This window comes from Vibrio limimangrovi, from assembly GCF_054064025.1.
In genome coordinates this window covers 221,478-239,586 of record NZ_JBSUGF010000002.1, presented here as the reverse complement: position 1 = coordinate 239,586, position 18,109 = coordinate 221,478, and the positions used below count along the sequence as shown (strand labels likewise).

The following is an 18,109-nucleotide window of genomic DNA, read 5'->3' as shown; positions in this document are numbered from 1 at the left end:
TTTTTGCATTAAATGTGTGATTTTGATCGTTTGCGTGACGATTTTCATGACTTTTTAAGCCAGTCGATTAACCAACATAAACAGTTAGTGATCGGAATACTTTGAAATTCGTACTAAACGATGAAGCAAAGAGGACTTATAAATGAGCGAAATCATGTTATTTCCACTCACTTCAGTGGTACTCCCTGAAGGCAAAATGAATCTGCGTATATTTGAGCCCCGCTATATTCGTATGGTGAAAGAAAGCACCTCAAAAAACGTCGGGTTTGGTGTTTGTCTGGTAGGCAGTGACGGGGACCCAAAAGAAGTGAGTAATGTTTCTTCATTAGGCACATTGGTTAGAATTGTTGATTTTGAAACGCTGGATGATGGGCTTCTTGGTATTACAGTTGTAGGAGAGAGGCGGTTTAGTGTTAAGCGTGTTCGGGCTGATTCTGATGGTTTACGCCATGCAGAAGTTGAGTGGCTGGAAAATTGGGTAGAACCCCAAGGGCTGAACAGCTTTGATTACTTAAGTCAACAGCTGAAACACGTTTATGAGGAGTTCCCTCAACTTGGGGCTCTGTATACACACCGCTTTTACGATGATCCAAGTTGGGTTACTCAACGTTGGCTTGAGTTGCTGCCGTTAGATTGCAGCTTGTTCGAGCAGTTGGCAGGCGCGAATGACTGCCTACCAGCGATGCAGTTTTTACGTCAGGCGCTTGAAGCCCCTACAGATAAAGAAATGCGAACCTAATAAAGAGGCAGAACAGATAATGCGAATGTTTGCTTCATATTTCTTACGTCAGCTTTTCTATACTTTTTGTTGATAGCGAGGTGTAGTCAGAGGGAAGGCGAGTAGCGATCTGGTTACAGTGAGCGACAGACCATGAATAGATTAATTTGAGGTTAGGATAGTGATCCCAGTAATGAACTTTTGACGTACAAAGCCAATGTTCGTACAGAAACAATGTTAACGACAGGGTCTATAGCGAAAAGGGTAATAACATCAAAGACTAGGACGGAGTGAGAGGGATTCCCCTCCCGATGAAAAGGCCGAATATGATGAGTGATAGCCGACACAATCTGGGGCGTCGAGAATGGAACGCTTACATGGAGAAAGTAAAAGCGCGAGACAAGGAGGCTTTTGCTTTTGTATTCCGTTTTTTTGCGCCCAAGTTGAAACAGTTTGCCTTCAAACATGTGGGTAATGAACAGGTCGCGATGGAAATGGTACAAGAAACTATGGCGACGGTCTGGCACAAAGCTCACCTTTATGATGGAGAGAAAAGCGCGTTATCAACCTGGATATATACGATCATCCGTAACTTGTGCTTTGACTTGTTGAGGAAACAGAGAGGTAAGGAGTTGCATATACACTCTGATGACATCTGGCCTACAGAATATTACCCGCCCGATCTCGTTGATCATTATTCGCCTGAATTGGACATGCTAAAAGAGCAGGTGGTCAAATTCTTGGAAACATTGCCAAAAAATCAGAGGGAGGTATTGCAAGCGGTTTATCTTGAAGAGTTGCCACATCAACAAGTGGCAGAAATGTTTGATATCCCATTAGGTACGGTTAAATCAAGGCTTAGGCTTGCTGTAGAAAAGCTGAGGCATTCAATGCAAACGGAGCAACTATGAACAATCATCCAGATAACCAATTGTTAGAAGCGTATGCTTCGGGAAGCATTGATGCAGTTTCTGGTCTTGTGGTCGCGACTCACTTAGAAACATGCTCCAGGTGCAGAGAATACGTAAACCGAATCGAAGCGACGCAAGCGAATGAGGTGAGTGATACGCCCTGTGTCTATGTGCCTGAGTTCGACGAGATGTTCAATGAGATAATTACAGAGAAACCTTTACGAGACAATGTTGTTATCAGAGAGCCAGCTAAAGTGACCGTAGCAGGTAAGAGTTTTGAGTTACCAAAAACCTTAAGTCGTTTTTCAGATCTGGTTGGCTCCTGGAGAAGCTATGGCGGTAAAGTTTATAGTGCACAAATCGACTTGGGTGAAGATGCCAGAGTGAATCTGATGTACATCAGCGGCGATGTACGAATACCACAACATACTCATAGGGGATTGGAATCAACCTTGATTCTTCATGGTGGTTTTAGCGATGAGGACGGTGAGTATGAGGAAGGCGACTTGATGATAAGAGATGCCTCTATTAAGCACAGTCCTTACACCAAAGCTGGGGAAGACTGCTTGTGCTTAACTGTACTGACAGAGCCGATGATATTTACTCAAGGCGTGGCAAGAATTTTCAATATGTTCGGTAAAGGCTTATACCCTTAAATTCCCGATATGAGCCTTGTAAGATAAAGCCACCGACGACGTTCGGTGGCTTTTCTGCGCTTATAAATCTGCCTAATGTTTATGTCGGGCTTTTTCCAACAGTTCATCAAAGTAGTGGCGTAGCGAATAGAGCATAATCAAGCTTGGGATCACCATTACCGCAGTTAGAATGAAGAACGTACTCCAGTCGTTTAGGTAATCAACCAACTCTCCACTGAAGGATGCCAGTGTGGTTCGCCCAAAGTTTCCTAAAGATGCCAGCAAAGCGTATTGCGTCGCTGAAAATGCCTGACCAGTCAGAATGGTCAGGAACGATACAAACGCCACCGTTGAGAATGCGGTTGTAAAGTTATCAACGATAATGGTTGCCAGATACAGGTGCTCATTTGGACCAACTGAGGCAATCCAGGCAAACATCAGGTTGCTGGCAGACATAGCGACGCCACCAATCATCAGGCCGCGAACAATACCAAACTTCACATTGAACATACTGCCCACAATAGTGAAGAATATGGTGGCACCCCAGCCGATAAGTTTGGAGTAGTAACCGATCTGCTCGTTACTGAAGCCAATGTCTTTGTAGAATGCGATGGACATTCGGCCTAAGAATGCTTCGCCAATTTTGAATAAGAACACGAATAGCAATAAAGTTATCGCAACACGTACCCCATTGCGGTTGAAGAAATCCAGAAAAGGCTCGACAACGGTTACTGTAAACCAGGCCACTATCTTAGAACCAACAACCTTTTTATGGCGTTGTTCCGCTTCGGATTGGAGTTGCTCACGTTGTGTTTTTGGCTCACCAACCAGCAGGGTGAAGACCATTAAAATCACAACCACAACCGCCATCCCATAATAGACGCCGTTCCAGCCGATACTATCGGCATTAACAAATGCTAAATAGCCGGGAAGGGAATAACCTGTCCACCATCCAGTTACTGCCATCGCCGATGCTTGAGGTAACTTTGATGCTTCTGATTTCGGGAATGTATCGATACGGAATGCGTCTATCGCGATATCTTGCGTTGCTGATGCGGTGGCAATGCAAAGGGCAAGAAGTGACGCAAAAACCAGGTTCTCAGCAGGATTGACATCTGCAATAAAGATAGTTGCGACCAGTACGATGCTTTGGCAAAAGAAAATCCAACTGCGTCGCTGCCCCAGAAAACGGTACAACAGCGGGAGTTTGACTCGGTCTACCAGAGGGGCCCAAAGAAAGTTAATCGCATATACTGCGAATACACTGCCAAAGTATCCGATCGCAGAAAGAGTCAGACCAGCATCTTTTAGCCAGCCAGACATATTAGAGCCTATCAATACCCACGGGAAACCACTTGAGCAACCGAGCATAAAGACCCATAACAAACGCTTATCGAGGTAACTTTTTACCGTTTCCAACCAAGTGATGGAAGGTAATGAAGACATAGATCAATCCAATAAAATAACGCCGTTGAAAGAGAAAACCCTTCGAATATTCAAAGGGTTTATGATTTTTGATTTGGCTATTTGAGTAATGTTGCGTTGGTGATGACGATTTGAGTTTCTGGAACGTCACTCATTCTGCCTGATGAAGTTGTTGGCTGTTTCGCCATGTTTTGAATGACTTCAAAACCTTCCGTAACTTGACCAAATACCGCATAACCCGGCGGGCGGGCAGCGAAGTTTAGGAAATCATTATCAACTAAGTTGATATAAAACTGGCGAGTGGCTGAGTCAGGGTCATTGGTTCTTGCCATCGCAATGGTAGCGCGGTCGTTATTTAGGCCGTTGTTACCTTCATTTTTGATTGGCTCGTAGGTATTAACCATCTGCATCTCTTGATTAAACCCACCGCCTTGAGCCATAAAACCTGGGATCACTCGATGAAAGATAGTTCCCTTATAGCTGCCATCTTCTACATATTTGATGAAGTTAGCGACAGTTATCGGCGCTTTTTCTTCATTCAGCTCGATAGTAAAAGAACCCAACGTGGTATCAAACGCCACTTTCGGGCCCGCCCAAACGCTACAACTTAACAACGCTAGAGAAAATATTGCTTTGCGTATCATTAGAATCGCTCCTGCATGTACATACGAAGCTCAGGATCGTTGGCGATCTCTTTCAGTGTTAGATTTACAACATCGTTTAATGTTTGCTCTATATCTGAATTAGACGCGCTGAACGTACCTGAACGTTTTGCAGTACCAGTGTAGCTTTTCACTAGCCTGCCCTGTGGATTCTCTGCTGTAATTTCTACAACGACTTTTGCATCCATTTCGTTGTCCATCATGGAATGTTTTACATTCACCAATGCTTCCTGGACTTGAAGTTCGACAATATTGTTGCTGTTGAGATCGGAATGAAAGCCCTGAGATGAGAACTGTTTCTCCAACGCTTTTTCCATAGTGATACGTAAATTCTGTTTCGCGTGTAGAGGAAGAATATTCGAACGGCCGTCGTCTACTAACGCAACATATTGAGCGGTACGCACATCTTTACTGGTTAAGCTGTATGTTTTGCCTTGTACAATAGGATTTGTACTAAGCGTGCTTTCAGGCATCAGGTTCAGTTGTGTCTGTTGAGGTGCTGAACAAGCAGCAAGTAATGCAACTGAAGCCGCGAGTACCAGTTTTTTCATTTGTTTGTTCCTTATAAACATTCTTCTCAGTAAAGAGATTTATTATTTTGCGTTTAATTTAGCAGGATTTTTTGTTGCCTGTAAAATCACGAACTTATTGTTAGATGCGACGAGTTTCACGTTGCTATCACCAAACAGGCGTTTCAGCTTGGCATCGTAGCCTAAGTGTCGATTACCTATGACAAGTAAATGACCGCCTTTGTTCAAAATCTGCTTGGAATCGCAAAACATCTGCCAGGCAATGTGGTCTGTAATGGCTTGTTGCTGATGAAATGGCGGATTACACATGATGAGTGAGCAACTCTCTTTTTCAAAGCCATCTAAGCAGTTGTTCGCGATGCATTGGATATCGCGTGCCGCACCTAAGTTCTCCAACAAATTCTGCTTGGCTGATTCCAGCGCCATAAAGCTTTCATCGACACAAGTCAGACGTGCTTGAGGGTTGAGTTGACCTGCTTTGACTGACAAAACGCCATTACCGCAGCCCAAGTCGATGATGTGACTGATAGAGGGATCTTGCGGGATATGTTGCAGCATGAATCTGGCACCTAGATCCAGACTTTCTCCTGAATAGACATTTGGCAGGTTTTGGAGCTGAATGTCCTCGCCATCGACGCCCCAAGCGGTAATAGGATCTACTTCGACAACTGGCTTTGCATTCGCTTGAGAGAAAACCAAACGGTGCCTTTTCCAGGCAAGAGATGTCTTTGTTTCACCCAGGTGCTTTTCAAAGAGCTTGAGGGTCGAAGTGTGGATCTCTTTTACTTTATTCACGGCGATAACAGGGCAAGACTCTGGGAGCGTTTTTCTTAACTGGCTCAGTATCCAGGTCAGGTGACGGTTACTTTTTGGCAACTGAAGCAGAACCAGATCGGCATTGGACGGAACATCATCCATCGTGGTGAGAAATGCCACGTCATTACATTGATTGATTTCGAGGTTTTTTTGAGCGCCTTTATGAGAAACAAAAGAGTCGCTCATAACAGTTATCTGATGTTTTGCAGAAAACCAGCAAGCGAGGGCACCAAAGTTATCATTAATAACGACAATATGTTGATTGTTAGGCAACGCCAGCTCTTCGACGTGATTAATCAGGTACTCATCACCTGCATCCCACGCTTGCAGTGTTTCGTTGGAACGCACAGGGAAACGATGAAGCGACAGGCTTCGACCGTGAAGATTCAGTTCGGTTTTCATAAGTAAACGTAGGTTGATTCGATAAACTAGGGATTATTGTCGCAAATGATGGCAAGTCTAGATACAAAAAGCTGTTAAATTTTACGTTTACTCTATTTAGCAGTGCACAGTGGCTTCCCTTGAATCAATTGTGTGTTTTAAATATCAGAGTATGGCTACAATGTATTGATGATCTTCAGGTTGCTGAGCATATCTGCGTATGGGGACTGCAAGTTATTTTAAGTTGGGTATATACTTATGGGATTCGCATCAATGAGGAACGAATATGATCCAAGAAATCATAGAGAAAAAGCTGCATAGTGAGTTGCAACCTAGTTACCTGAAAGTGATCAACGAAAGCTACATGCACAATGTGCCGCCAGGTTCAGAAAGTCACTTTAAAGTCATTGTTGTCAGTAATGTCTTTGAAGGGCATCGACTGATCGGAAGACATCGACAGGTCCATCAAATTTTAGCGGATGAATTGGATAATCATATTCATGCGCTAGCGATTCATACTTACACTGACGACGAATGGAAGAGGGAGCAAAATGGCGCTCCTGATAGCCCGATGTGTGTCGGTGGTGGTCGCTAGATCGATATAAAAACAGAGAAAAACAAGGATGGTGAAGGCCATCTTTTTTTCGTTTTACCTCGTTTTTGAAAGTTGCGTAACGTGAATGATGTATGTCAAATACATTAACAGTGTTTCAACAAATGAATGAAAATCAAAGAATGTTTCAGGCGGTGAATATGGCTTTTCCATACGAGATGTATGGAATATTACAATTGTGCGATTGGTCAAAGTTATGAGTATTCTTTGACCTTTTAGACCTTATTCTACCTAAATAACCGCTCTATTCTGATGATTGGTCATGGCATCAAGTTCCTAAAAAATGCTAGAATATTGCACCTGAGAAATCTCGCATATTTTCTGTGACGAGATTTTTAAGAGGATGTTGCGATTTTGGTGTTTTAAACAAAACCAAAACCGGACACTGATGTCGTGTCTAAAAGTTACGCAATCAAAAGAATCTTTTTCCCGATAAAAGTAGTGCAAGTGCGTATGATTACAATAAAGAAGGGTTTGGATCTTCCTATCGCAGGAACTCCATCCCAGGTGATTAATGATGGTAAGACCATCAAAAAAGTCGCCTTGCTTGGCGAAGAGTACGTTGGCATGCGTCCAACCATGCATGTCCGCGTTGGCGATGAAGTGAAAAAAGCGCAAGTTCTTTTTGAAGATAAGAAGAACCCAGGCGTGAAGTTCACTGCTCCAGCAGCCGGTAAAGTGATCGAAATTAACCGTGGCGCTAAACGTGTCCTTCAATCTGTTGTGATTGAAGTGGCAGGTGAAGAGCAGGTGACATTCGATAAGTTCGAAGCCGCTCAACTTTCAGGTCTAGATCGTGAAGTGATCAAGACTCAACTGGTTGAATCAGGTTTATGGACCGCTTTACGTACTCGTCCGTTTAGCAAGGTTCCAGCAATCGAGTCATCAACAAAGGCAATTTTCGTAACTGCGATGGATACTAATCCTCTTGCAGCGAATCCTGAGTTGATAATTAACGAGCAACAACAAGCATTCGTTGCTGGTCTAGACATTCTTTCAGCCCTGACGGAAGGCAAGGTTTACGTATGTAAATCTGGCACTAGCTTGCCACGCTCTTCACAGTCTAACATTGAAGAACACGTCTTCGATGGCCCTCACCCAGCAGGTCTTGCTGGCACCCACATGCATTTCCTATACCCAGTAAATGCTGAAAATGTGGCGTGGAGCATCAACTACCAAGACGTGATTGCGTTTGGTAAGTTGTTCCTAACTGGTGAACTTTACTCTGACCGTGTTATTTCTCTGGCTGGCCCAGTAGTAAATAACCCTCGTTTACTACGTACGACGCTAGGTGCTAGCCTAGATGACGTAGCTGACAACGAGTTAATGCCAGGTGAAGTTCGTGTGATTTCTGGTTCTGTACTAACAGGTACTCATGCAACTGGTCCTCACGCTTACCTAGGTCGCTACCACGTACAAGTTTCTGTTCTGCGTGAAGGTTATGAAAAAGAACTGTTCGGCTGGGCTGTGCCTGGTAAGAATAAGTTCTCAGTAACTCGCTCATTCCTTGGTCATCTATTCAAAGGTCAGTTGTTCAACATGACAACTACGACCAATGGTAGTGATCGTTCAATGGTTCCTATTGGCAACTACGAACGCGTAATGCCACTAGATATGGAACCTACTTTGCTACTTCGCGATCTATGTGCAGGCGATACTGATAGTGCAATCGCACTTGGTGCCCTGGAGCTAGACGAAGAAGACGTAGCATTGTGTACCTTTGTTTGTCCTGGTAAGTACGAGTACGGTCAACTGCTTCGTGAGTGCCTAGATAAGATCGAGAAGGAAGGGTAATTTTCATGTCTCTTAAAAAATTTATTGAAGACATCGAGCATCACTTTGAGCCTGGTGGTAAACATGAGAAGTGGTTTGCCCTATATGAAGCAGCTGCAACGCTGTTTTATACTCCAGGTCTTGTAACAAAGAGAAGCTCACACGTTCGTGATAGCGTCGACTTAAAACGTATCATGATCATGGTTTGGTTCGCGGTATTCCCAGCGATGTTCTGGGGTATGTACAACGCGGGTGGCCAAGCTATCACAGCACTGACTCACATGCATGCTGGTGACCAACTAGCGGCAGTAGTAGCAGGCAACTGGCATTACTGGCTAACCGAAATGTTTGGCGGAACTATCTCTGCTGAAGCAGGGGTTGGCAGTAAGATGCTTCTGGGTGCGACTTACTTCCTACCAATCTATGCAACGGTATTTATCGTTGGTGGTTTCTGGGAAGTTCTGTTCTGTATGGTGCGTAAGCACGAAGTTAACGAAGGTTTCTTTGTAACTTCTATCCTATTTGCACTAATCGTTCCACCAACACTTCCTCTATGGCAAGCAGCACTAGGTATTACCTTCGGTGTTGTCGTTGCGAAAGAGATCTTCGGTGGTACAGGTCGTAACTTCCTAAACCCAGCACTTGCTGGCCGTGCATTCCTATTCTTTGCTTACCCGGCGCAAATTTCGGGTGACGTAGTGTGGACTGCAGCGGACGGTTTTTCTGGTGCAACTGCTCTTAGCCAATGGGCTCAAGGTGGTAACGGTGCTCTGGTTAATACAGCAACTGGTGCTCCTATCACTTGGATGGATGCTTTCATCGGTAACATCCCTGGCTCAATCGGTGAAGTATCGACGCTTGCTCTGTTGATTGGTGCAGCGATGATCGTTTACATGCGAATCGCTTCATGGCGCATCATTGCGGGTGTAATGATCGGTATGATTGCAACAGCGACGCTGTTCAACGTTATCGGTTCAGATACTAACCCAATGTTTAACATGCCATGGCACTGGCACCTGGTTCTGGGTGGTTTTGCATTCGGTATGTTCTTTATGGCGACAGACCCTGTATCTGCTTCATTTACTAACAAAGGTAAATGGTGGTACGGCGCTCTAATCGGTGTAATGTGTGTTCTTATCCGTGTAGTTAACCCAGCGTACCCAGAAGGTATGATGCTGGCGATTCTATTCGCGAACCTGTTTGCACCTCTGTTCGACCACTTAGTTATTGAGAAGAACATCAAGCGGAGACAAGCACGCTATGGCAAGTAATAACGACAGCATTAAAAAGACGCTGGGTGTTGTTGTCGGGTTGAGCCTTGTTTGTTCAATCATCGTATCAACAGCAGCCGTAGGTCTACGCGATAAGCAAAAAGCTAACGCTGTACTAGATAAGCAATCTAAGATCGTTGAAGTTGCGGGCATTGATGCGACAGGTAAGAAAGTACCTGAGCTATTTGCACAATACATCGAACCACGTCTGGTTGACTTTAACACGGGTGACTTTGTAGAAGGCAACGCTGCGACTTTCGATCAGCGTAAAGCTGCTAAAAATCCAGCTGAGTCTATCAAGCTATCGGCTGATGATGACAAGGCTAAGATCATTCGCCGTGCTAACACAGGTGTTGTATACCTGGTGAAAGATGGCGATGCAGTGTCTAAAGTTATCATACCGGTTCACGGTAACGGTCTATGGTCTATGATGTACGCTTTCGTTGCCGTTGAAACTGATGGCAACACAGTGTCAGGTATCACTTACTACGAGCAGGGGGAAACTCCTGGACTTGGTGGTGAAGTTGAGAACCCGAACTGGCGTGCACAATTCGTAGGCAAGAAACTGTTTGACGAAAACCACAAACCAGCTATCAAGGTAGTGAAAGGTGGTGCGCCAGCAGGTTCTGAGCACGGTGTTGACGGCCTGTCAGGTGCGACATTAACTAGTAACGGTGTTCAACACACATTTGATTTCTGGTTAGGTGACATGGGCTTTGGTCCATTCCTAGCAAAAGTTCGTGACGGAGGTCTGAACTAATGTCTAGCGCACAAAATATTAAAAAGAGCATCTTAGCGCCAGTATTGGATAACAACCCAATCGCGCTACAGGTTCTTGGTGTATGTTCTGCACTTGCAGTAACAACTAAGCTAGAGACTGCGTTTGTTATGACGCTGGCAGTAACGTTTGTAACTGCTCTGTCTAACTTCTCGGTATCTCTAATCCGTAACCACATTCCTAACAGCGTACGTATCATCGTTCAGATGGCTATCATCGCATCGCTAGTAATCGTGGTAGACCAGGTGCTTAAAGCTTACCTATACGATATCTCTAAACAGCTATCAGTATTCGTAGGTCTTATCATCACGAACTGTATCGTAATGGGTCGTGCTGAAGCATTCGCAATGAAATCTGCGCCAGTTCCATCTCTTATCGATGGTATCGGTAACGGTCTTGGTTACGGTTTCGTTCTTATCACTGTAGGCTTCTTCCGTGAGCTATTTGGCTCAGGTAAGCTATTTGGTATGGAAGTACTACCACTAGTGAAAGATGGTGGTTGGTACCAGCCAAACGGTCTGATGCTATTGGCTCCTTCAGCATTCTTCCTTATTGGATTTATGATTTGGGCGATTCGTACCTTCAAGCCTGAACAAGTAGAAGCTAAGGAGTAAGGTCGTCATGGAACATTATATTAGTTTGCTGGTTCGCTCGATCTTCATCGAGAACATGGCTCTGTCTTTCTTCTTAGGTATGTGTACCTTCCTGGCTGTATCAAAGAAAGTTAAGACATCATTCGGTCTGGGGATTGCGGTAACAGTGGTATTAACCATCTCTGTTCCTGTAAACAACCTGGTTTATAACCTGGTTCTTAAACCAGACGCGCTTGCTGAAGGTGTGGATTTAAGCTTCCTTAACTTCATTACCTTTATCGGTGTAATCGCAGCATTAGTACAGATTCTAGAAATGATCTTAGACCGTTTCTTCCCGCCTCTGTACAACGCACTAGGTATCTTCCTACCGCTGATCACAGTTAACTGTGCGATCTTCGGTGGTGTATCTTTCATGGTACAGCGCGATTACAACTTTGCAGAGTCAGTCGTTTACGGTTTCGGTTCAGGTGTGGGCTGGATGCTGGCTATCGTCGCTCTTGCAGGTATCCGTGAGAAAATGAAGTATTCAGACGTGCCTCCTGGTTTACGTGGTCTAGGTATTACCTTTATCACTGCTGGTCTGATGGCGCTTGGCTTTATGTCTTTCTCTGGTGTTCAACTGTAAGTCGGGTAAACCGCAACAATTAAGGAATAGTCAATGGACATTATTCTTGGTGTAGTGATGTTTACTCTGATTGTACTGGCTCTAGTACTAGTGATTCTTTTCGCTAAGTCTAAGCTTGTACCAACAGGTGACATTACAATTTCTGTGAACGACGACCCTAATCTGGCGATCGTTACACAACCGGGTGGTAAACTACTTGGCGCTCTTGCGGGTGCTGGTGTATTCGTTTCTTCTGCCTGTGGTGGCGGTGGCTCTTGTGGTCAGTGTCGCGTAAAAATTAAATCTGGTGGTGGTGATATCCTTCCTACCGAGCTTGACCACATTACTAAAGGTGAAGCTCGTGAAGGTGAGCGTCTGGCGTGTCAGGTTGCGATGAAAACCGACATGGACATCGAACTTCCAGAAGAAATCTTTGGCGTTAAGAAGTGGGAATGTACGGTTATCTCTAACGATAACAAAGCAACATTCATCAAAGAGCTTAAGCTACAAATTCCAGATGGCGAATCAGTACCTTTCCGTGCTGGTGGCTACATCCAGATTGAAGCACCTGCTCACCACGTGAAATACGCTGACTTCGATGTACCAGATGAGTACCGCGAAGACTGGGACAAATTTAATCTGTTCCGCTACGAGTCAAAAGTAAACGAAGAAACAATCCGCGCTTACTCTATGGCTAACTACCCTGAAGAAGAAGGCATTATTATGCTGAACGTGCGTATCGCTACGCCGCCGCCTAATAATCCTAATGTACCGCCTGGTATCATGTCTTCGTACATCTGGTCTCTAAAAGCTGGCGACAAGTGTACGATTTCAGGTCCATTTGGTGAGTTCTTCGCGAAAGATACTGATGCTGAAATGGTATTCATTGGTGGTGGTGCTGGTATGGCGCCAATGCGTTCGCACATCTTTGACCAACTTAAGCGTCTGAACTCTAAGCGTAAGATGTCTTTCTGGTACGGTGCTCGTTCTAAGCGTGAAATGTTCTACGTAGAAGATTTCGACGGCCTACAAGCAGAAAATGACAACTTCATCTGGCACTGTGCTCTATCAGATCCAATGCCAGAAGATAACTGGGATGGTTACACTGGTTTCATCCACAACGTTCTTTTCGAGAACTACCTACGTGATCACGAAGCTCCAGAAGACTGTGAGTACTACATGTGTGGTCCACCTATGATGAACGCAGCTGTTATCGGCATGCTGAAAGATCTAGGTGTTGAGGATGAAAACATCCTTCTAGATGACTTCGGTGGCTAAATTTCTGCGTATTTGAAGCTGTAGCGTTGTTGGCTTCATAAACCCACCGGTTCGCCGGCCGTCCTAATTGCATAGTAGCTCTATGCTCATAGGATTGGGTTTACTTGCGGCCTAGCTACAACTCCAACTACTAGAAATTAAACGTATAAAATGGCTGGCTAACTTTAGCTAGCCATTCTTTTTTCTAAACAGAAAAATCGTGCTAACTAGTTGATATCGAAAGTGGTTTTGAATATCTCAGACCTATTTTCCATATCAATTCAACAACAATGGGAGTTAACAAGTGAAAAAGTGGCTTGTTGCATTCGCTTCTCTATTGGTTTTGGCTGGTTGTGAACAGCCTGTAGAGCAAATTCATTTGAGTGGCCCTACGATGGGTACCTCGTACAACGTCAAATACATTGAGCAAGATGGCATTCCTACACCGAAGGAGATCCAAACGGAAATTGACCGTTTGTTAGAGGAAGTGAATGACCAGATGTCGACTTATCGTAAAGATTCCGAGCTAAGTCGTTTCAATCAGCACCAGTCTAGCGAGCCTTTTGAGGTTTCTCCGCAAACGGCAACGGTAGTGAAAGAAGCGGTTCGTTTAAATGGCCTCACATTAGGTGCGCTTGACGTGACCGTTGGCCCACTGGTGAACCTATGGGGCTTTGGGCCAGAAGCACGTCCAGATGTTGTTCCTTCAGATGAAGAGTTATCGGCTCGCAAGGCGAATACCGGAATCCATCATCTAACCGTTGATGGGAATAAGCTATCGAAGGATATTCCACATTTGTATGTTGATCTTTCTACCATCGCGAAGGGATGGGGAGTTGATGTGGTTGCTGACTATCTACAATCTGCCGGCATTAGCAATTACATGGTAGAAGTTGGTGGTGAAATGCGTCTAAAAGGCGTGAACCGTGAGGGTGTGCCTTGGCGTATCGCCATCGAAAAGCCGACGGTTGAAGAGCGCTCAATTCAAGAGATTATTGAGCCGGGCGACATGGCAATTGCAACAAGTGGTGACTATCGCAATTACTTTGAGAGCGATGGTGTGAGATACTCTCACATTATAAATCCGCAAACGGGCAAGCCAATTAATCACAAGGTTGTGTCTGTGACGGTATTGGATAAATCGTCGATGACGGCTGACGGTCTTGCTACTGGCCTTATGGTGCTGGGCGAAGATAAAGGCATGGCTATCGCGAATGAAAACAACATTCCAGTTTTCATGATTGTGAAGACGGATGATGGCTTTAAAGAACTGGCTTCAGAAACTTATAAGCCATTTATGAACAAATAACAGCAGAAGTGAGCATGTTTTATGAGTACATTTCTAATTACATTTGCCGTGTTTGTCGCGGTAATTGCGGCGATGGCAGTTGGCTACATCTTTCAGAAGAAAGTAGTAAAAGGTAGTTGTGGCGGTCTTGGCGCAGTAGGTATCGAAAAGGTATGTAACTGCCCAGAGCCTTGTGACGCTCGTAAAAAGCGTGAAGCACGTGAAGCCGCACGCGCTGAAAAGTTGGCCGCTTGGGAAAAAGACCGCATTGCCTAACTCCTTATCGAGCAATGATTAGATTTAAATAACCCAGCTTTACGCTGGGTTATTTTTATCGTGCGCTAAACTGGGTATATACTCATGTTAAGTGATCCTGTTTAGGAGGCAGATATGGAAATGCATCAACATGGAATGACGGAATTATTTGAGCAGCTTGGCTTGGGGAGTTCACCCAGGGAAATTAAAGACTTCGTGAATAACCATCGACATAAACGTGACTCTGCACCGATTTATGAAGCGAGCTTTTGGACAAATTCACAGTCAGCATTTTTGAAGCAGGCAATTGAGCAAGATGCAGATTGGGCTGAATTAGTGGATCAACTAGACGTTATGTTGCGGGATTAACCTAGCAACAGCGAAATTAGAAAGTTTGTACGATCGCTTTCTATCACACCGAGTAATCTCTCGTTTTCTTCGGGCAAGATATTATCTATACTGTATTTTTAAACAGTGTGATATTGGTTATGTCAGAGCGAATCAGAAAAATCATTCATGTCGATATGGATTGTTTTTATGCTGCCGTAGAGATGAGAGATAACCCTAGCTACCGAGATATTGCACTGGCTGTTGGTGGCCATGAGAAGCAGCGTGGTGTCATCAGCACCTGTAATTATGAAGCCCGCAAATATGGCGTGCGTAGCGCTATGTCTACGGCTCGAGCCTTACAGTTATGCCCTAATCTTTTAGTGGTTCCCGGAAGGATGGCTGCCTATAAGCAGGTATCTCAACAAATTAGGGCTATTTTCGAGCGCTACACTCACATCATCGAACCTCTTTCCTTAGACGAAGCTTACTTAGATGTCACAGACGCCACAGCGTGTCACGGCTCGGCAACATTAATCGCAGAGGCCATTCGGCGGGATATTTCCAATGAGCTTGGTTTGACGGCGTCAGCAGGTGTGGCTCCGATCAAGTTTCTCGCCAAAGTTGCGTCAGACATGAACAAGCCCAACGGTCAGTTTGTCATTCCTCCTGACAAAGTTCAGGCAGTCATCGACAAATTACCACTTGAGAAGATCCCGGGAGTGGGAAAAGTGAGTCTGGAAAAACTGCATCAAGCGGGCTTCTATCTCTGTGAGGACATCAAAAACAGTGATTACCGAGAACTGCTGCGTCAGTTTGGGCGGCAAGGTGCTTCACTGTGGAAACGCAGCCAGGGAATTGATGACAGAGAAGTGGTGGTTGAGCGGGAGCGAAAGTCTGTTGGTGTCGAGCGAACATTTAGCCAGAATATTTCCACTTACGACGAATGCTGGCAGGTGATAGAGAGCAAACTGTATCCGGAGCTGGAAAAACGCTTGGAGCGCGCCAGCCCTGATAAGGCGATCGTCAAGCAAGGCATAAAAATAAAGTTTGCCGACTTTCAGCTCACGACCATAGAGCATATTCACCCACAGCTTGAGTTGGATGATTTCAAGGTGCTGCTTAAAGATATTCTCAAACGTCAGCAGGGTAGAGAAATCCGCTTGTTAGGCTTGAGCGTGATGCTCAAGCCTGAAGTTCAAGCTCGCCAGCTTAGTTTCTTTTGATCACGGTTTCTTTTAAGGACGACTTCTGTTGTGCACGGCTTCTTTTAAGCGCGGGCTTTCTCGACCTGTTGCATGACCTGATCGAAAGAAACATTCACCATAGCACCGTAACCGGATAATTTTGCTGCTTTGATCTGACTGATGAGCGGTGTGCTAATTCCACATAAAAATCTCGCTACGGCATCGTTACTTACCGCCGTTGGAGCCAGTTTTACAAATTCATTGATCCAAAATTTCACCTTCGAAAGATCCGGCTGTTCATTGGCTTGAGCAGGGAAAGTCGCTACCTGACCACGACAAACAGAACAATGGCCACACTGCGTTGGGGCATTTTCGTCAGCGAAATAATGAGCCAGCTGATAGCTGAGGCAGTCTGAAGACTGGAACAAGTTCAGCATTGTATGAATTCGCTCAATGTCCTTGTGTTCTTTAGACTGGAACAATTCAGACAAGTGCTGCGTTATTAATTCAGAGCTTTTTGTAATCGGAAGAACCGAGTAGACATCGGTTAACTGTTTGCTTTCAAGTTCTATCCATCCGTTTTGATGGAAGTAATCCAGTGCCGCTACCACGCGGTTTCGCTCGGATTGATAGCTCATCCAGAGTGCATCTAAATCGACTTGGCACCATATTTTGGCTTTGGTTGAGCACGTGAATATCGCTTCCACAAACTGACGTCGTTCACCTTGAAACTGATTGAGGATGAACTGCTGGTCTTGGAGGAACTTAAAACGATATTCGGCAAAGTAGCTGTATTTCGCTTCGATTACCTGCTCTAACTCCAAATAAACCAACAATGTTTTGAGAGGCAATTGACGAATATTACTTTCGCGAGACAGACGTAATGGCACGACTTCCCATTGTGGTGAATGTTCGCGGGCTTGCTCTAATACATAACGGATGGAAGCGTACTCTGGGGTATCGCCATAGACAAAGTTCTCCAGCACCGTTAAGCCTGCCGTATTCCCAAGTAGAATACATTCAGAGCGTTGTCCGTCGCGTCCTGCTCGACCAATTTCCTGTGCGTAGTTTTCTATTGATTTGGGTAAATCGAAGTGGATGACGCGACGAATATCCGATTTGTCCACTCCCATGCCAAATGCAATCGTCGCTACGATGCAGTCGATTTGGCTATCCATAAACTGTTGCTGAATCTGTTCGCGGACGTCACTCTTCATACCAGCATGGTAAGCGTGCGCATTGATGCCAATATGAATCAACGATTTTGCCACCATTTCCGCAGTTTGCTGCTGAGTCACATACACAATCGTTGGCAGAGTAGGCTTAGCAGCAACGATGGTATTAAGCTGGGTCTGTTTCTCTGACTCCTGGCATGGAACTACTGAGATATCCAGATTGGATCGGTAGAAACCAGTGACGGTAATATTCTCACTGGCGATATTGAATTTCTTCTGCATGTCGTTAATAACAGCAGGTGTTGCCGTAGCGGTAAGCAACAGCGTTTGAGGAATATTCAACTCACTCTGATATTGCGGTAGCTTTAGGTAATCGGGACGAAAGTTATGTCCCCATTCGGAAATACAGTGTGCTTCGTCTACCACCATTACGGAAATGGGGATCTGACGGATAAACTCGCGAAACCGTTCGTTCTTGAGCCGTTCTACTGAGATCATGAGAATTTTGATATGACCATTTTTCACACCAGCCATGACTTGCTGTGCTTCTTCTCGACTTTGGCTACTGTCTATCGAAGCTGCTGTAATGCCTTTAGTTTTTAAAAAACTAAGCTGGTCCTTCATTAATGCAAGCAGCGGAGAAATCACCAAAGTAAGATTAGGTAACTGGGTCGCCGGGAGTTGATAGCAAAGCGATTTTCCGGAACCTGTAGGAAAGATTGCCGCTGCAGAGTATCCTTTCATCACTGCTTCAATGACAGGTTGCTGCCCTGGGCGTAATGAGTCAAAGCCAAACACAGACTGAAGTGTTTGCTGTAACGGGCTACTTTGCATAATAGGGAAACCTTTCTTTGATGATAGAATAAAGCACCTTAACATATCCTCAGTATGTAACGCGCGTCTTAAAAGT

19 protein-coding genes are annotated in these 18,109 nt (G+C 44.8%); 14 read left to right on the top strand and 5 right to left on the bottom strand.

Translation table 11 applies throughout. From position 1 onward, the window contains the following. The first annotated feature begins 142 nt into the window (after positions 1-142). The 3 genes from ACWYU8_RS03210 to ACWYU8_RS03200 all read left to right on the top strand — a co-directional run bounded on the left by ACWYU8_RS03210 (position 143) and on the right by ACWYU8_RS03200 (position 2,285). Positions 143-739 carry an LON peptidase substrate-binding domain-containing protein gene (locus ACWYU8_RS03210; RefSeq protein ID WP_457517084.1) on the top strand — a complete coding sequence of 199 codons (597 nt, stop codon included), beginning with the start codon at positions 143-145 and terminating at the stop codon, positions 737-739. A gap of 305 nt (positions 740-1,044) precedes the next feature. Beyond that, entirely contained in the window at positions 1,045-1,629 is a 585-nt protein-coding gene (locus ACWYU8_RS03205; protein WP_457517337.1) for an RNA polymerase sigma factor, read from the top strand. Further along, positions 1,626-2,285, top strand: coding sequence for a ChrR family anti-sigma-E factor (locus tag ACWYU8_RS03200; RefSeq protein ID WP_457517082.1), 660 nt, complete (start codon positions 1,626-1,628; stop codon positions 2,283-2,285). The genes ACWYU8_RS03205 and ACWYU8_RS03200 overlap by 4 nt, the downstream gene beginning before the upstream one ends. A gap of 72 nt (positions 2,286-2,357) precedes the next feature. Here ACWYU8_RS03200 and ACWYU8_RS03195 read toward each other — a convergent pair whose 3' ends face one another. The 4 genes from ACWYU8_RS03195 to ACWYU8_RS03180 form a co-directional block, all read right to left on the bottom strand. Then, positions 2,358-3,710, bottom strand: coding sequence for an AmpG family muropeptide MFS transporter (locus ACWYU8_RS03195; RefSeq protein ID WP_457517081.1), 1,353 nt, complete (start codon positions 3,708-3,710; stop codon positions 2,358-2,360). A 77-nt stretch (positions 3,711-3,787) separates the two neighbouring features. Then, positions 3,788-4,333, bottom strand: a complete 546-nt coding sequence (locus ACWYU8_RS03190; RefSeq protein WP_457517079.1) for a peptidylprolyl isomerase — start codon at positions 4,331-4,333, stop codon at positions 3,788-3,790. Next, positions 4,333-4,902, bottom strand: coding sequence for a YajG family lipoprotein (locus ACWYU8_RS03185; RefSeq protein WP_457517077.1), 570 nt, complete (start codon positions 4,900-4,902; stop codon positions 4,333-4,335). Before ACWYU8_RS03185 ends, ACWYU8_RS03190 begins: the two co-directional genes overlap by 1 nt. A 42-nt stretch (positions 4,903-4,944) precedes the next feature. Continuing rightward, a complete protein-coding gene (locus ACWYU8_RS03180; protein ID WP_457517076.1) occupies positions 4,945-6,099 on the bottom strand; it encodes a methyltransferase in 1,155 nt (384 codons plus the stop codon). 265 nt (positions 6,100-6,364) lie between these two features. Here ACWYU8_RS03180 and ACWYU8_RS03175 point away from each other — a divergent pair, with 265 nt between their 5' ends. The 11 genes from ACWYU8_RS03175 to dinB all read left to right on the top strand — a co-directional run bounded on the left by ACWYU8_RS03175 (position 6,365) and on the right by dinB (position 16,063). Continuing rightward, positions 6,365-6,673 (top strand): BolA/IbaG family iron-sulfur metabolism protein, encoded by a 309-nt coding sequence (locus tag ACWYU8_RS03175; RefSeq protein WP_457517075.1) that lies wholly within the window; start codon positions 6,365-6,367, stop codon positions 6,671-6,673. A 471-nt stretch (positions 6,674-7,144) separates the two neighbouring features. Beyond that, complete coding sequence (locus ACWYU8_RS03170; protein WP_457517073.1) at positions 7,145-8,485, top strand: Na(+)-translocating NADH-quinone reductase subunit A; 1,341 nt, start codon at positions 7,145-7,147, stop codon at positions 8,483-8,485. A 5-nt stretch (positions 8,486-8,490) separates the two neighbouring features. Next, positions 8,491-9,735 carry an NADH:ubiquinone reductase (Na(+)-transporting) subunit B gene (locus ACWYU8_RS03165; protein WP_457517071.1) on the top strand — a complete coding sequence of 415 codons (1,245 nt, stop codon included), beginning with the start codon at positions 8,491-8,493 and terminating at the stop codon, positions 9,733-9,735. Beyond that, positions 9,725-10,495 (top strand): Na(+)-translocating NADH-quinone reductase subunit C, encoded by a 771-nt coding sequence (locus ACWYU8_RS03160; RefSeq protein ID WP_457517068.1) that lies wholly within the window; start codon positions 9,725-9,727, stop codon positions 10,493-10,495. Before ACWYU8_RS03165 ends, ACWYU8_RS03160 begins: the two co-directional genes overlap by 11 nt. Further along, positions 10,495-11,127: an NADH:ubiquinone reductase (Na(+)-transporting) subunit D gene (locus ACWYU8_RS03155; RefSeq protein ID WP_457517067.1), complete on the top strand. Its 633-nt coding sequence runs from the start codon at positions 10,495-10,497 to the stop codon at positions 11,125-11,127. The genes ACWYU8_RS03160 and ACWYU8_RS03155 overlap by 1 nt, the downstream gene beginning before the upstream one ends. Positions 11,128-11,134: 7 nt before the next feature. Further along, entirely contained in the window at positions 11,135-11,731 is a 597-nt protein-coding gene (gene nqrE, locus ACWYU8_RS03150; RefSeq protein ID WP_457517065.1) for an NADH:ubiquinone reductase (Na(+)-transporting) subunit E, read from the top strand. A 33-nt stretch (positions 11,732-11,764) separates the two neighbouring features. Then, positions 11,765-12,988: an NADH:ubiquinone reductase (Na(+)-transporting) subunit F gene (gene nqrF, locus ACWYU8_RS03145; RefSeq protein WP_457517063.1), complete on the top strand. Its 1,224-nt coding sequence runs from the start codon at positions 11,765-11,767 to the stop codon at positions 12,986-12,988. Between the two features lie 283 nt (positions 12,989-13,271). Further along, positions 13,272-14,276: an FAD:protein FMN transferase gene (locus tag ACWYU8_RS03140; protein WP_457517061.1), complete on the top strand. Its 1,005-nt coding sequence runs from the start codon at positions 13,272-13,274 to the stop codon at positions 14,274-14,276. Positions 14,277-14,297: 21 nt separating this feature from the next. Continuing rightward, on the top strand, positions 14,298-14,531 hold the full coding sequence (gene nqrM, locus ACWYU8_RS03135) for a (Na+)-NQR maturation NqrM (protein WP_005436655.1): 234 nt from the start codon (positions 14,298-14,300) through the stop codon (positions 14,529-14,531). Positions 14,532-14,645: 114 nt separating this feature from the next. Then, positions 14,646-14,879, top strand: coding sequence for a DUF2789 domain-containing protein (locus tag ACWYU8_RS03130; protein ID WP_457517052.1), 234 nt, complete (start codon positions 14,646-14,648; stop codon positions 14,877-14,879). Between the two features lie 119 nt (positions 14,880-14,998). Continuing rightward, complete coding sequence (gene dinB, locus ACWYU8_RS03125) at positions 14,999-16,063, top strand: DNA polymerase IV (protein ID WP_457517050.1); 1,065 nt, start codon at positions 14,999-15,001, stop codon at positions 16,061-16,063. Between the two features lie 44 nt (positions 16,064-16,107). Here dinB and ACWYU8_RS03120 read toward each other — a convergent pair whose 3' ends face one another. Continuing rightward, positions 16,108-18,033 carry a RecQ family ATP-dependent DNA helicase gene (locus ACWYU8_RS03120; protein WP_457517048.1) on the bottom strand — a complete coding sequence of 642 codons (1,926 nt, stop codon included), beginning with the start codon at positions 18,031-18,033 and terminating at the stop codon, positions 16,108-16,110. Positions 18,034-18,109: the final 76 nt, after the last annotated feature.